This is a genomic window from Allobosea sp. FBZP-16, from assembly GCF_002831785.1.
Taxonomy (GTDB): domain Bacteria; phylum Pseudomonadota; class Alphaproteobacteria; order Rhizobiales; family Beijerinckiaceae; genus Allobosea; species Allobosea lupini.
In genome coordinates this window covers 1-12626 of record NZ_LNCQ01000014.1, presented here as the reverse complement: position 1 = coordinate 12626, position 12626 = coordinate 1, and the positions used below count along the sequence as shown (strand labels likewise).

The 12626-nt window shown below is 66.6% G+C and carries 16 protein-coding genes; 14 read left to right on the top strand and 2 right to left on the bottom strand.

Annotated features, from left to right (window positions below):
• Positions 1–88 precede the first annotated feature (88 nt).
• The gene (ruvC, locus tag CXY91_RS04215; RefSeq protein ID WP_100959420.1) at positions 89–607 is read left to right on the top strand and encodes a crossover junction endodeoxyribonuclease RuvC; all 519 of its coding nucleotides are present in this window, start codon (positions 89–91) and stop codon (positions 605–607) included.
• Here the strand turns inward: ruvC and CXY91_RS04210 are convergent.
• A complete protein-coding gene (locus CXY91_RS04210; RefSeq protein WP_248307349.1) occupies positions 589–1800 on the bottom strand; it encodes an NAD(P)/FAD-dependent oxidoreductase in 1212 nt (403 codons plus the stop codon). The two genes, ruvC and CXY91_RS04210, sit on opposite strands and share 19 nt — an antisense overlap.
• 92 nt (positions 1801–1892) lie before the next feature.
• Between CXY91_RS04210 and ruvA the strand changes: the two genes are divergently transcribed.
• The 7 genes from ruvA to CXY91_RS04175 all read left to right on the top strand — a co-directional run bounded on the left by ruvA (position 1893) and on the right by CXY91_RS04175 (position 6644).
• A complete protein-coding gene (gene ruvA / locus CXY91_RS04205) occupies positions 1893–2510 on the top strand; it encodes a Holliday junction branch migration protein RuvA (protein WP_100959599.1) in 618 nt (205 codons plus the stop codon).
• On the top strand, positions 2507–2995 hold the full coding sequence (locus CXY91_RS04200; protein WP_091838986.1) for a GNAT family N-acetyltransferase: 489 nt from the start codon (positions 2507–2509) through the stop codon (positions 2993–2995). The genes ruvA and CXY91_RS04200 overlap by 4 nt, the downstream gene beginning before the upstream one ends.
• A 23-nt stretch (positions 2996–3018) precedes the next feature.
• Positions 3019–4041, top strand: coding sequence for a Holliday junction branch migration DNA helicase RuvB (ruvB, locus tag CXY91_RS04195; RefSeq protein ID WP_100959598.1), 1023 nt, complete (start codon positions 3019–3021; stop codon positions 4039–4041).
• A gap of 95 nt (positions 4042–4136) precedes the next feature.
• Entirely contained in the window at positions 4137–4640 is a 504-nt protein-coding gene (locus CXY91_RS04190; RefSeq protein WP_158673257.1) for a DUF3828 domain-containing protein, read from the top strand.
• 80 nt (positions 4641–4720) lie between these two features.
• On the top strand, positions 4721–5128 hold the full coding sequence (gene ybgC / locus CXY91_RS04185; RefSeq protein ID WP_100959418.1) for a tol-pal system-associated acyl-CoA thioesterase: 408 nt from the start codon (positions 4721–4723) through the stop codon (positions 5126–5128).
• Between the two features lie 57 nt (positions 5129–5185).
• The gene (locus CXY91_RS04180) at positions 5186–5833 is read left to right on the top strand and encodes a TetR/AcrR family transcriptional regulator (RefSeq protein ID WP_091839004.1); all 648 of its coding nucleotides are present in this window, start codon (positions 5186–5188) and stop codon (positions 5831–5833) included.
• Between the two features lie 358 nt (positions 5834–6191).
• Positions 6192–6644, top strand: a complete 453-nt coding sequence (locus tag CXY91_RS04175; RefSeq protein ID WP_091839008.1) for a DUF2852 domain-containing protein — start codon at positions 6192–6194, stop codon at positions 6642–6644.
• Between the two features lie 118 nt (positions 6645–6762).
• On the opposite strand, the gene CXY91_RS04170 is transcribed toward CXY91_RS04175, so the two are convergent.
• Positions 6763–7491, bottom strand: coding sequence for a hypothetical protein (locus CXY91_RS04170; protein WP_100959417.1), 729 nt, complete (start codon positions 7489–7491; stop codon positions 6763–6765).
• A 338-nt stretch (positions 7492–7829) separates the two neighbouring features.
• On the opposite strand from CXY91_RS04170, the gene tolQ reads away from it, so the two are divergent.
• The 6 genes from tolQ to CXY91_RS30785 all read left to right on the top strand — a co-directional run.
• Entirely contained in the window at positions 7830–8543 is a 714-nt protein-coding gene (gene tolQ, locus CXY91_RS04165) for a protein TolQ (RefSeq protein ID WP_091839015.1), read from the top strand.
• 11 nt (positions 8544–8554) lie between these two features.
• Positions 8555–9004 (top strand): protein TolR, encoded by a 450-nt coding sequence (tolR, locus tag CXY91_RS04160; RefSeq protein WP_425285461.1) that lies wholly within the window; start codon positions 8555–8557, stop codon positions 9002–9004.
• A gap of 46 nt (positions 9005–9050) precedes the next feature.
• On the top strand, positions 9051–10172 hold the full coding sequence (gene tolA / locus CXY91_RS04155) for a cell envelope integrity protein TolA (protein WP_199777355.1): 1122 nt from the start codon (positions 9051–9053) through the stop codon (positions 10170–10172).
• Between the two features lie 5 nt (positions 10173–10177).
• Complete coding sequence (gene tolB, locus CXY91_RS04150) at positions 10178–11530, top strand: Tol-Pal system beta propeller repeat protein TolB (protein WP_100959415.1); 1353 nt, start codon at positions 10178–10180, stop codon at positions 11528–11530.
• A 194-nt stretch (positions 11531–11724) separates the two neighbouring features.
• A complete protein-coding gene (gene pal, locus CXY91_RS04145) occupies positions 11725–12228 on the top strand; it encodes a peptidoglycan-associated lipoprotein Pal (RefSeq protein ID WP_091839027.1) in 504 nt (167 codons plus the stop codon).
• A 186-nt stretch (positions 12229–12414) separates the two neighbouring features.
• On the top strand, positions 12415–12626 hold a 212-nt coding region (locus CXY91_RS30785), incomplete at its 3' end, for a YbgF trimerization domain-containing protein (protein WP_282569360.1).

Sequence of the window (12626 nt, the reverse complement as noted above, 5' to 3'; positions counted from 1 at the left end):
CGGCAAGCGATCAACCCCCGTCGCTGTGATGGCAGCGATGAGCGTCGTTCATCCATCCAAGCAGGCCGAAATCTTCTAGTCTGCGCCGATGTCCGAACCGATTCGCATTCTCGGCCTCGATCCCGGTCTCAGGAAGACAGGCTGGGGCCTCGTCATCAGCGAGGGGACGAAGCTGTCCTTCATCGCCTGCGGCGTGGTCGAAAGCGACGAGAAGCAGCCCTTGGCCGATCGTCTCAGGCAGTTGCACGAGGGCATTGCCGACGTGATTACACGGCACCGGCCGCAGGAGGTCGCGGTCGAGGAGACCTTCGTCAACCGCGACCCGCAATCGGCGCTGAAGCTCGGCCAGGCACGCGGCATCGCACTGGTCGTGCCGGCGCTGGCCGGGCTCGATGTGGCGGAGTACGCCGCCAATCTGGTGAAGAAGACCGTGGTCGGTGTCGGCCATGCCGACAAGAAGCAAGTGCAAGCGATGATCCGCGTGCTGCTGCCCAAGGCCGAGACGCGCAGCGCCGACGCGGCGGACGCACTTGCCGTCGCGATCTGCCATGCGCAGCACCGTGGCGCCCGGGCGCTGCTGGCGCAGTATCAGCTGCGGAAGGCGTAGAGCTCGGCGTCCGGATCTGCCTTGCCGAGGAGACCGGCCCGAATGATCTCGGCGCCGATGCGGCTATAGGTGATGCCGTTGCCGCCGAAGCCCATCACGGCCCAGCAATTTGGCAGGTCCGGCATCGGCCCCAGGGTCGGCAGGCCGGTTTCGGAGGTGCCGAAGGTGCCGGTCCAGGCATAGTCGACTTCCGTCGAGATGCCGGGCAGGAGTTTGCCGAGTTTGCGCCGGATCGCTGCCGTCTTTCGCTCGATCAAGGCATCGCGTTTGTCCTCGTCGACGAAATCCTCGTCCTCGCCGCCGCAGATGACGCGGCCGTCGCGCGTGCTGCGCAGATAGAGGTAAGGGTCCGATGCCTCCCAGATGAAGCAGCATTTGGGCCAGAGGCGACGCTTCTGCGGCACGGTCGCCAGAGCCCAGGTGGAAAGCACCTTGTGGCCCTTGGGCAGCGTGCCGAAAGGCAGTTCGTAGCCGGTCGCGAAGACCAGGTGCCGACAGCGGATGCGGTGACCGTCCTTGGTGCGCAGGCTGACCGAGCGCGCCCTGGCATCGAGGTCGACGATCTCGACCGGCCAGGCGAGACGGGCGCCGCGCCCGAGCGCCGCGCGCAGGAAGCCGGTGGCGAGCGCGACCGGGTCGGCTTCGAGATTGTCGTAGCCGAGCAGGGCGGCGGGGCGCTCGATGCCGAAGCGCTCCTTCAACGTGTCGGCATCGAGGAGGGCGGTTTCCAGGCCGGCGTGCCGGCGCGCCTCGTGCTCGCGGGCCAACGCATCGGCGTCGAGCACATTGCCGGCGAGGTAGAGCGAGTCGCGGCGCACGACCTGCGCCAGCGACAGCTCCTTGATCCGCGCCGCCAGGCCGTCGAGCGCCAGACGCGAGCGGCGCCAGGCGCGGATCGCGGCCTCCTCGCCGATCTGGCGCTTCAGCTTCGTCAGCGGCTGGTCGATCTCGTATTGCAGCAAAGCGGTGCTCGCAGGTGTCGAGCCGCGCACGGGGCCGCGGCGGTCGACGACGAGGACGCTGAAGCCCGCCTCGCTCAGCATGTCGGCTTGCATCGCGCCGGAGATGCCTGCGCCGATGATCACGACGTCGCTCTCCGTGTCAGCCGTGATGCCTTGCTTGGGAAAGCGCGGTGGCCGTTCGCCCTGCCAGACCGAGCGGCCGGTCCGCAGGTTGCGGTGTTTCGTCAGCATGCGGAAGAATCCCCCAAATCGCCGGTGGAGAACGCATGAACGCCGCGAATGATCCGGTCTGGCGGCAGCTTGCCGTCATGCTAACAGGGAGCATGATCGGAAAGCTCAAGGGCCTCATCGATTCGTACGGCGAGGACCACGTCATCGTCGACGTGCAGGGCGTCGGCTATGTCGTGCAGTGCTCCTCGCGCACGCTGCAGCGCTTGCCCAAGATCGGCGAGGCGGCGGCCCTCTCGATCGAGACCCATGTCCGCGAGGACGCGATCCGGCTCTACGGCTTCATGTCGGATAACGAGCGCGACTGGTTTCGGCTGATGCAGATGGTGCAGGGCGTCGGCGCCAAGGTAGCGCTCGCCATCCTCTCGACGCTCGAGCCCGGCGCGCTCGCGACCGCGATCGCAACCAACGACAAGGCGGCGGTGGCGCGCGCGCCCGGCGTCGGTCCCAAGCTCGCCCAGCGCATTTGCGCCGAGCTGAAGGACAAGGCGCCGGCCTTCGGCCATGTCGACCCGGCATTGGCGCAGCTCTCGGGTGCGCTCGAGGACAAGCGGTTGCCGCAGCCGGTGGCGGACGCCGTCTCGGCGCTGACCAATCTCGGCTATCCGCAGGCGCAGGCTGTTGCTGCGGTCGCGGCCGCGTCGCGTGACGCGGGCGAGGGGGCCGGCACGGCGCAACTGATCCGGCTCGGCCTCAAGGAGCTGGCGAAATGAAGAAGGGACCGGCGGTGATCTTCCGCGAGATTGCCGACAAGTCGACCTTCCTCGCGCTGATGATGCGGCATTGGGGCTCGCATCGCATGATGATCGGCTCGAAGCTGTATGATTGCGCCGAGCTGCCCCTGATCGGCATGTTCACGGCCGAGGGCGAGCTGCTGGCGGTGGCGAGCTGGGCCCGAGACGGCGATATCGCGGTGCTCTGCGCGCTGCACTCCCTCAAGGAAGGGGAGGGTGCGGCCTCGCGCATGCTGGAAGCCGTGAAGGCTGCGGCCAAGGCGGCCGGTGCGCGCAAGCTCAGGGCGATGCTCACCAATGACAACATGCCGGCCCTGGTGTTCTACCAGAAGCATGGCTTCCGCTTCTCCGGCCTCTATATCGAGGCGATCGACGCCTATCGCGCGATGGTTCCGACGATCATCAAGACCGGCTACCAGGACATCCCGGTGCATGATGCGCTGGAGCTGGAGATCGAGTTGTGAGTGAGCCGAAGCGTCCCGGCCTGATGACGGCGGACAAGCGCGACGACGACAGCGAGGCCTCGCTGCGGCCGCTGTCGCTCGCGGATTTTACCGGGCAGGCGGCGGCGCGCGCGAACCTCCAGGTTTTCATCAATGCCGCCAAGAGCCGGGGCGACGCGCTCGATCACGTCCTGTTCGTCGGCCCGCCCGGCCTCGGCAAGACGACGCTGGCTCAGATCGTGGCGCGCGAGCTCGGCGTCAGCTTCCGTTCGACCTCTGGCCCGGTGATCGCCAAGGCCGGCGACCTTGCGGCGCAGCTGACCAATCTCGAAGAGCGCGACGTGCTCTTCATCGACGAGATCCACCGGCTCAACCCGGCGGTGGAGGAGATCCTCTATCCGGCGATGGAGGATTACCAGCTCGACCTGATCATCGGCGAGGGGCCGGCGGCGCGTTCGGTCAAGATCGACCTGCCGAAGTTCACTTTGGTCGGCGCCACCACCCGAGCCGGTCTGCTGACGACGCCGCTGCGCGACCGCTTCGGCATCCCGATCCGCCTGCAATTCTACACGGTTGAGGAATTGCAGGGCATCGTCGCGCGCGGCGCCAGGGTGCTCGGCGTGCCGATGTCGGATGACGGCGCCAATGAGATCGCCAAGCGCTCGCGCGGGACGCCGCGCATCGCCGGTCGGCTGCTGCGGCGCGTGCGCGACTTCGCCATCGTCGATGGCGATGCGATCGTCACCCGCAAGGTCGCCGACAAGGCGCTCGGCCTGCTCGATGTCGATGCGATCGGCCTCGACCAGATGGACCGGCGCTACCTGACGACCGTCGCGATCAATTTCGGCGGCGGCCCGGTCGGAATCGAGACCATCGCCGCCTCGCTCTCCGAGCCGCGCGACGCGATCGAGGAGATCATCGAGCCCTTCCTGCTGCAGCAGGGCTTCATCCAGCGCACGCCACGCGGCCGCCTGTTGACGCCGCACGCCTTTAGGCATCTCGGCATGCCCGAGCCGAACCGTGAGGGCGCGCAGTTCGGCCTGTTCGGGGATGATGACGAGGGCTGAGGCCGCGCGATAGCGTGTCCCGCATTTGGATGATGCGGCCTCCTGCGCATCGTGCTGTCGTCGGGTTCGAACAGGCGAGGCTGGGAGAAACGATAATGCGATCTGCGCTGATGCTGGCCGCCCTGATGCTGGTTTCCATGGCTGGCCATGCCGCCGAGCCCACGCCCGACGCCACCGTGCGCAAGGCCTATGCGGTCACGCAGAAGACCCTGGATGGCGGCGGTGAACCGCCCTGGCGCCCGCCGCATCGCGACGCGCTGATGAGCAAGAGCCTGGCGGCGCTGTTCGCCCGCGACGATCGCTATCAGGACGAGAGCGGCGATATCGGCCATATTGGTGCCGAGCCGTTCATTCAGGGCCAGGACGGCGAGGTAAAGAACCTCAAGGTCACGGTCACGCAGGCTCCGGCTGCGGGCAAGGCGCTGGTGACGGCGAGCTTCCGCAGCTTCGGCAAGGCGATGTCCGTGCCGTTCCGCATGGTCGAGGAGGGCGGTGGCTGGCGCATCGACGATATCGGCGTCGGCAAGAATTCTGTCCGTCGGGATCTGTCGCAGCCCTATGACTGCGGTTCGTTCATGGGCAAGCCCTGCAAGCGCTGAGCGACGCGAGCCGGCCATGAGGTTGTCCGGGGTGCGCGTGGCGGTCTAGAACGCCCGCGTTATCTCCCAGAAAGACCGTTATGGCCGCCGCTCACAGCATCTCCGTCCGGGTCTACTATGAAGACACCGACTTCTCCGGCGTCGTCTACCACGCCTCCTATCTGCGCTTCATGGAGCGCGGCCGGACCGAACTGATCCGCGATCTCGGCATCGAGCAGCGCGAGCTCTTCGACGGCGATGCGGCGCTGGGCTTCGCGGTCAGGCGCATGCTGATCGATTTCGTCAGGCCGGCGGTGATGGACGATCTGCTGACCATAGAGACCAGGCCGACCCTGGCGCGCGGCGCGACGATGGAACTCGACCAGCGCATATTGCGCGGGGAGGAGGTTCTGGTGACGGCGCAGGTCAAGGTCGCCTGCGTCGGCGGCGGCAAGGCGCGGCGTATCCCGGACGTGCTGCGGCATCGCCTGGGTCTCGAAATCCTCTGATCGCTCCTGCCGCCGCTGGCATCGACGCTGGCGGATCGCCATGTTAGGGCCCGTAACATGAGCTGGAAACGCAACGAGCCCGAGCAGCCGCGGGGTTACCACCACGGCAATCTCAAGGAGGCGCTGGTCCGCGCTGCCCTCGGCCTGATCGGCGAGAAGGGGCCGAACGGCTTCACCTTCGCCGAGGCCGCACGCATGGCCGGCGTCAGCCCGGCGGCGCCCTATCGCCACTATCGCGATCGCGACGAATTGCTGGCCGACGTCGCGGTCCATGGCTTCGCAGCCTTCGAGGCGGCGCTCGCCAAGGCCTGGGACAGTGGCAAGCCCGATCCGGAGACGGCCTTCCACCGGCTTGGCCGGGCCTATCTCGCCTTCGCCCATGACCAGCCGGCCTTCTATTCGGCGATGTTCGAGGCAGGCGTTCCGCTCGATGCCAGTCCGGAATTGCGCGCCGCCGCCGATCGCTCCTTCCAGCAGTTGCGCCAGGCGGCGGAGACGCTGATCGCGGCGCTGCCGCAGGGTAAGCGCCCGCCGGCGCTGATGATGGCGCTGCATATCTGGGCGATGTCGCACGGCGTCGCCGCCCTGTTCGGCCGCGCCGATGCGGGTCGGCGGCCGTTGCCGATGTCTGCCTCCGATCTGCTCGAAGCCGGAATGCTGATCTATCTCAAGGGCCTCGGCCTGCCGCCCGAGCAGGCGGGCTGACGGTCAGGCTCAGGTCTTCAGTTCATCGTCATCCCGGGCGTAGCGAAGCGGAGACCCGGGATCCATTCCGGAACCTCTATCGGAAAGGCTCCGGAATGGATCCCGGATCGGCGCCGCTGACGCGGCTTGTCCGGGATGACAAGGCAGGGAAGGTCTCGGCGCAAAAATTTGAGTCCGTCGTCTTGAAAGACTTGGCAGTTGCGTCCAGATATGTGAATGTGATTTACATTCACACGGTCGGCGAGGGCCGGATCCGATCGATTGATCGGTGAATTCGTCCCTCTTTCCAAGATGGAGCCGAACGGGAGGTTGGCCGGCAGCGGCATCCGTCGTTGCCATTCTGTTTCGAGAGGGATCGATGCCGATCGTCGCGAAGCTTGACGAATATGGAAAGGGAGCCTGGATCGCCTTCGCGGTGCTCGGCTTCATCATCTTCTGGCCGCTGGGTCTGGCGACCCTGGCTTTTCTTTTCTGGAGTGGACGCATGGGACATGGTTGCGGACCGGCTCGCTACGAGCACCGGATGAATCGCCTGCAGGACAAGATGGAACGCCTGCGCGAGCGCATGGGCGGAGCCCAGCAGTGGGGCAGCCGCGGCGGCTTCGGCGGCTGGGGCCGTGGCCCGTCCTCGAGCGGCAACCGCGCCTTCGATGAGTATCGCGACGAGACGCTGCGCCGTCTCGAGGATGAGCAGCGCGAATTCCACGATTTCCTCGGCCGGCTGCGCATGGCCAAGGACAAGGCCGAGTTCGACGAGTTCATGAATACGCGCCGCCCCAGCACCGGCACGGATACTGTCGAAAGCGCCTGAGAGCATGTTCCGCAAAAAGTGGGAACCACTTTTGCGATGAGAACATGCTCCAACATTTGAATTGGCGCGAATTCTGATCGTGCGACCGAAACGGTCGCACGGAAAGCGCGCCCCCTTTTCAGAGCTGACGACCGTCGGCGGCCCGCTTCCTCACGGAAGCGGGCCGTTGGGGTTTGTCCGCAGGAGCTGCTGCGGGAGGCGGCGCCGATTTCTTGTTGGTGGTCACGAAGAAGATCACGATGGTGAGAGCGGAGGTCAGCGAAGCCAGGACTGCTGTGATCTGGGCTTTCAGGCTGTCGATCTTGGCGATGCGCCCCGTGACGATGTTGTGACGGAGCTGGAGAGCGGTCAGCCGCGCTCCAGCCTCCTGCACCATCGCGTCCTCCATCGCCTGGATGGCGTGGACCGTATTCGCGTCGCTGTACTCCTGATCGACGAGGGCGTCATAAGGCGCCATCCGGCCCTGCCAGTCCTGCGGATGGACGATCACCGCCATGCGGCGCACGGCCTGCTTGGCGTTCAGCCGGAACAGCCGGTCGAGCAGGTACTTGTACTGCATGTCGGCCTGCGAGCCGTTCAGCACGAGGAGCAGGGCGCCGCGCCCGAGCTGCAAGGTCTCGAAGCTCTTCACCTGGCCGTCGAGCGCGCCGAGGTCGCGGGTGATGCCGTCGCGCTCTTCGGTGAAGCGGGCGCTGCGCCGGTCGAGCGAGTTCGAGATGGCGAAGGTCGCGATCGAGGACAGGATCGCCGGCGAGGCGATCAGGACGGCGCTGAGCGTCGTGCGGTTCCAGACATAGTTCCGGGCATAGTTCCGGACTTGGCCCCCCAGCCATTCGCCAAACCGCATCGCTCCAACCCCGGTCGTCGCTGCGTCGCCCGCTGACGGCCGCAGGGCCGTCATAACGCGATATTAACCATGCAGGCCCTTAACCTTGACGGTGACTTAACGGGACACAAGGCCCTTGGCGCCCGGGAACATCGCCGTTTGGCCCATCTTTCGCCGAATTCAGCGGTAATTGGTGTCAGTGGCATATCCCCGGAGCGCAGAAACGGGCGGCGGCGCGAGCTTCGCGGCGCGAAGAACAGGCTGCGTGGCGCCGCACTCGGTTTCGCGTCGGCCAGAGCCGGATTCGTTCAGGTCGCAATGGCCTGGCCGGTAGCGGCTCGAGAGAGAAGGATGACAGGATGAACCCCGCCGTGGAGATCGCGCAGGCCGCGCCGCAGGTCGACATGTCGTTCTGGACGCTGTTCTGGCACGCCCATATCGTCGTCAAGCTGGTGATGATGGGGCTTCTGGCGGCGTCGATCTGGTGCTGGTCGATCATCATCGACAAGACCCTGCTCTACCGCCGCACGCGCCAGGACATGGACGCGTTCGAGGAGGTGTTCTGGTCGGGCCGCTCGCTCGAAGAGCTCTATCGCGACCTCTCGAACCGCCCGGTCAACGACATGGCCGCCGTCTTCGTCGCGGCGATGCGCGAATGGAAGCGCTCGTTCGAGAATGGCGGGCGCTCGGTCGCCAGCCTCTCGGCTCGCATCGACAAGGTGCTCGACGTCACCATCCAGCGCGAGGCCGAACGGCTCGAATCGAAGCTGCTGGTGCTCTCGACCATCGCCTCTTCGGCGCCGTTCATCGGCCTGTTTGGCACGGTCTGGGGCATCATGACCTCGTTCACCGCGATCGCGGTCTCGAAAAATTCCTCCCTCGCCGTCGTCGCTCCAGGCATCGCCGAAGCGCTGTTCGCCACCGCGATCGGCCTGTTCGCCGCGATTCCCGCGCTGATGGCCTACAACAAGCTGCAGGCCGAGGTCGCCAAGGCGCAGAACCGGCTCGAGGCCTTCGCCGACGAATTCTCCGCGATCCTGTCGCGGCAGATCGACGAACGCCTGGCCGCGTGAGGGCTTAGACGATGGGCATGTCAGCCGCAGCCGGCGCAAAGGCCGGGGGACGCCGTGGGCGTCGTCCGCGCCGTCACGGGGCCATCGCCGAGATCAACATGACGCCGTTCATCGACGTCATGCTGGTGCTGCTGATCATCTTCATGGTCGCAGCTCCCCTGATCGCGACCGGCGTGCCGATCGACCTGCCGCAGACCGGCGCCAAGCCGATCAATGTCGATCAGAAGCCGATCACCATCGCCATCGACGAGAAGGGCCAGATCTTCCTGCAGGACCAGCCGACGCTCGAGCCCGATCTGGTGCAGAAGCTGCAAGGCCTGGCCAAGCAGGGCTTCGAGGACCGCATTTATGTGCGCGGCCACAAGCAGGTCGACTATGGCCGCGTCGCCTCGGTGATGGCGACGATCACCAGCGCCGGCTTCAAGCGCGTGGCGCTGGTCACCGAACCGCATTCGCGTTGAACGAGAAGGTGCCGTCGCGTTGATGCTTTCGCGCTCAGAGCCGGGCTTGGCGGTTTCCGCCCTGGGCCACGCGACCGTCCTGGTCGCGGGGCTGCTGGCCTTTGCCGGCACGGCGCCGCTGCCCGAGCATCAGGAGGCGATCGCCGTCGAGGTCATCGATCCCTCGGCGCTGAACCAGGTCACCCGCGGCGAGCGCCAGGCGGAGAAGGTGCAGGAGAAGCCGCAGCAGCGGGCCGAGCGCCAGTCCGAGATCGTCGAGCGCAAGGAAGCGGGCGAGGCCAAGCAGGATACGCCGGCGCCGCCATCGCGCCCGGCCGAGCTGAAAGTCGCCGAGGACAATGCCGCCGCGCCGCTGCCGCCTGCGCGTCCGACCCCGAAGCCGACACCGCCGGCCGAGCCGGTGAAGCAGCAGCCGCAGAAATCCGAGCAGGCGGCCGCCCGCGAGGAACAGCAGCGCCGCGATGAGCTGGCGAAGCTCGCCGAGGAGGCCGAGCTCGAGCGCAAGGCCAAGCAGGCCGAGCAGGAAGAAAAGGCCGCCGCCAAGGCGAAGGCCGAAGCGGAGGCGCAGGCGCGCGCCGAGGCGGCAAAGGCTGCCAAGGAGAAGGCGGTAGCGGAAGCCAGGGCGAAAGCGGAGGCCGAACAGAAGGCCAAGATCGCCGCCGAGGCCAAGGCGAAGCGCGAAGCGGAAGCCAAGGCGAAGCGCGAGGCCGAGATCGCCAAGAATTTCAACCCGAACGACATCGCCAAGCTCTTGCAGTCGAAGGAGCAGGCGCAGTCCTCGGGTTCGAGCGCGCCACAGATCAACCGTACCGCATCGCTCGGCACGCAGACCGGCTCCTCGCAGAAGCTCTCGCCGTCGCTGCGCACGCAGCTGATGGGCATCATCCAGGAGCAGCTGCAGAAGTGCTGGAACGTGCCGATCGCGCTGCAGAGCGCCTCGAAGCCGGTGGTGCCGCAGGTGCGCATGAAGCTCAACACCGACGGCTCTCTGATCGGCCAGGCGAGCGTGACCAATTCCTCGTCGGACCCGCTCTTCCGGGTCGCGGCGGATTCGGCGCTGACCGCGACGCGCCGCTGCTCGCCGCTGCGCATTCCCGCGCAATTTGCTTCCTATTACGACGATTGGCGCGACGTCATCGTGAATTTCGACGCCAGGGACGTGCTGTGACCGCCATGGACCGCATTGATCATTCCACCAATCTGCAGGCTCGCGGGTTGACCCGCCGCCATGCGCTGGCGCTGGCCGGCACGGGGCTGGCCTTGCCGGCCTTGCTCCCCACGCCCGCGCTGGCCGAACTGGTGATCGACCTGCGCAAGGGCACCTTCCAGCCGATGCCGATCGCGGTCGCCGATTTTGCCGGCGAAGGCGGCGGGCTGGTCTCCGGCATCATCGCCAACAACCTGAAGCGCTGCGGCTATTTCGTGCCGATCGAGAAGGCGCGGCATCCCGAGAAGAACCCGCCCTTCGATGCGGCGCCGCAATTCGAAGCGTGGAAGGCGGCCGGCGTGCAGGCGCTGGTGATCGGCCGGGTCTCGCGCGACGGCGGCCGGCTCAAGGCCGAGTTCCGGCTCTGGGACGTCGTCGCCGGCCAGCAGATCGACGGCCAGCAATACTTCACCGACCCGAACAATTCCCGCCGCGTCGGCCACATCATCTCGGACGCGGTCTTCACCAAGATCACCGGCGTCGGCGGCTTCTTCGACACCCGTGTGGTCTTCGTCGACGAATCCGGCTCGAAGGAGGCCAGGCGCAAGCGCCTCGCCATCATGGATCAGGACGGCGCCAATGTGCGTTATCTGACCGATGGCGCGACCTCGGTGGTGACGCCGCGGTACTCGCCGGTGGCGCAGGAAGTGACCTATATGGCGCAGCGCACCGGCGAGCAGCCGCGCGTCCATGTCCTCAACATCGAGACCGGCCAGCGCCAGGTCGTCGGCAACTTCCCCGACATGACCACGAGCCCGCGCTTCTCGCCGAATGGCGCGCGCATCGCGCTGAGCCTGCAGCAGGGCGGCAACGCCAATCTCTATGCGATCGACATCGGCTCGCGCACCACGCAGCGGCTGACCTCGACCTCTGCGATCGACACGTCGCCGTCCTATGCGCCGGATGGATCGCAGATCGTCTTCGAGAGCGACCGCGGCGGCTCGCAGCAGCTTTACGTGATGGGCGCCGGCGGCGGCGAGGGCAAGCGCATCTCCTTCGGCCAGGGTTCCTATTCGCAGCCGTCCTGGTCGCCGCGCGGCGACCTGATCGCCTTCACCCGCCAGGGTGGCGGCACCTTCGGGATCGGCGTGATGAAGCCGGACGGCTCGGGCGAGCGCATCCTGACCGAGAGCTTCCACAACGAGGCGCCGAACTGGGCTCCGAACGGCCAGTACATCATGTTCTTCCGGGATCCGGGCGGACAATCCGGCGGGAAATTGTACATGGTGGACATCACCGGCCGGGTCGAGGTGCCGGTGCCGACGCCGTCCTTTGCCTCCGATCCGACCTGGTCGCCGCTGCTGACGGCGGCGCGCTAGCGCGTTCTGCGATGGTGCAGGAATGCAACATCGTCGAACCGTCGGCATCCAGCCATATTTGGTTAACCATACGCCGCAATGCCGCCACTTCGCCTTGTTCTGGCAAGGTCTCGTTTAGGTTGACACATCATTGATTGGGATAACGCGTGACGCCGCCCGGCGCGCTCCGCGCCCGAAATTCGGAGAGAATTGACATGCTCGCCTCCTTTGCAGCCAGCGCCCGCACCGTGCGCATCGCCGCCGCCCTGATCGGAGCGCTCGCCCTCGGCGCCTGCGCCAAGGACCAGAACGCCGCCGATGGCTTCGGAGCCGGCGGTGCCGCCACGCCTGGCAGCGCCCAGGACTTCGTCGTCAACGTCGGCGATCGCGTCTTCTTCGAGACCGACTCGACCGATCTGACCCCGACCGCTGTCGCGACCCTCGACAAGCAGTCGGGCTGGCTGCAGCGCTATCCGCGCTACACCTTCACCATCGAAGGCCACGCCGACGAGCGCGGCACACGCGAGTACAACTATTCGCTCGGCGCCCGTCGCGCCCAGACGGTCCGGGACTATCTCGCCTCGCGCGGCATCCCCAGCAACCGCATCCGCACCATCTCCTACGGCAAGGAGCGGCCGGTCGCCGTCTGCAACGACATCTCCTGCTGGTCGCAGAACCGCCGCGCCGTGACGGTGCTCGACGGCGCCGGCGGCGTCTGAACCGGACAGCTCGATAAAAGCTTGACCTGGCCGGCGCTTACCGCAAGGAAAGCGCCGGCTTTTCCATATTTTGGCCGCGGTATTCGCGTCTGATGAGAACAGTCCCCGGGGCGATGCGGTTTGCCTGACATGAGCTTTGCGACGATTTCGATTCCGAGCCGGAAGCGGTTCCCGCTGCGGCATGCCATGCTTGCCGGTTTCTCGTTGCTGGCGATCGGCTTGGCCCAGCCTGCCGCCGCGCAGGACGCGGCCGATCTCGTGGTCCGCACGAGCAGGCTCGAGAACCAGCTGCGCCAGCTTTCCGGCCAGATCGAGCAACTGCAGTTCGAGAACCGGCGCCTGACCGAACAGCTGCGCAAGATGCAGGAAGATGTCGACTTCCGCTTCTCCGAGCGCGG

Coding starts and splice junctions, on each gene's coding strand:
- ruvC (WP_100959420.1), top strand. CDS start 89: ATGTCCGAACCGATTCGCATTCTCGGCCTCGATCCCGGTCTCAGGAAG.
- CXY91_RS04210 (WP_248307349.1), bottom strand. CDS start 1,800: ATGCTGACGAAACACCGCAACCTGCGGACCGGCCGCTCGGTCTGGCAG.
- ruvA (WP_100959599.1), top strand. CDS start 1,893: ATGATCGGAAAGCTCAAGGGCCTCATCGATTCGTACGGCGAGGACCAC.
- CXY91_RS04200 (WP_091838986.1), top strand. CDS start 2,507: ATGAAGAAGGGACCGGCGGTGATCTTCCGCGAGATTGCCGACAAGTCG.
- ruvB (WP_100959598.1), top strand. CDS start 3,019: ATGACGGCGGACAAGCGCGACGACGACAGCGAGGCCTCGCTGCGGCCG.
- CXY91_RS04190 (WP_158673257.1), top strand. CDS start 4,137: ATGCGATCTGCGCTGATGCTGGCCGCCCTGATGCTGGTTTCCATGGCT.
- ybgC (WP_100959418.1), top strand. CDS start 4,721: ATGGCCGCCGCTCACAGCATCTCCGTCCGGGTCTACTATGAAGACACC.
- CXY91_RS04180 (WP_091839004.1), top strand. CDS start 5,186: ATGAGCTGGAAACGCAACGAGCCCGAGCAGCCGCGGGGTTACCACCAC.
- CXY91_RS04175 (WP_091839008.1), top strand. CDS start 6,192: ATGCCGATCGTCGCGAAGCTTGACGAATATGGAAAGGGAGCCTGGATC.
- CXY91_RS04170 (WP_100959417.1), bottom strand. CDS start 7,491: ATGCGGTTTGGCGAATGGCTGGGGGGCCAAGTCCGGAACTATGCCCGG.
- tolQ (WP_091839015.1), top strand. CDS start 7,830: ATGAACCCCGCCGTGGAGATCGCGCAGGCCGCGCCGCAGGTCGACATG.
- tolR (WP_425285461.1), top strand. CDS start 8,555: ATGGGCATGTCAGCCGCAGCCGGCGCAAAGGCCGGGGGACGCCGTGGG.
- tolB (WP_100959415.1), top strand. CDS start 10,178: ATGGACCGCATTGATCATTCCACCAATCTGCAGGCTCGCGGGTTGACC.
- pal (WP_091839027.1), top strand. CDS start 11,725: ATGCTCGCCTCCTTTGCAGCCAGCGCCCGCACCGTGCGCATCGCCGCC.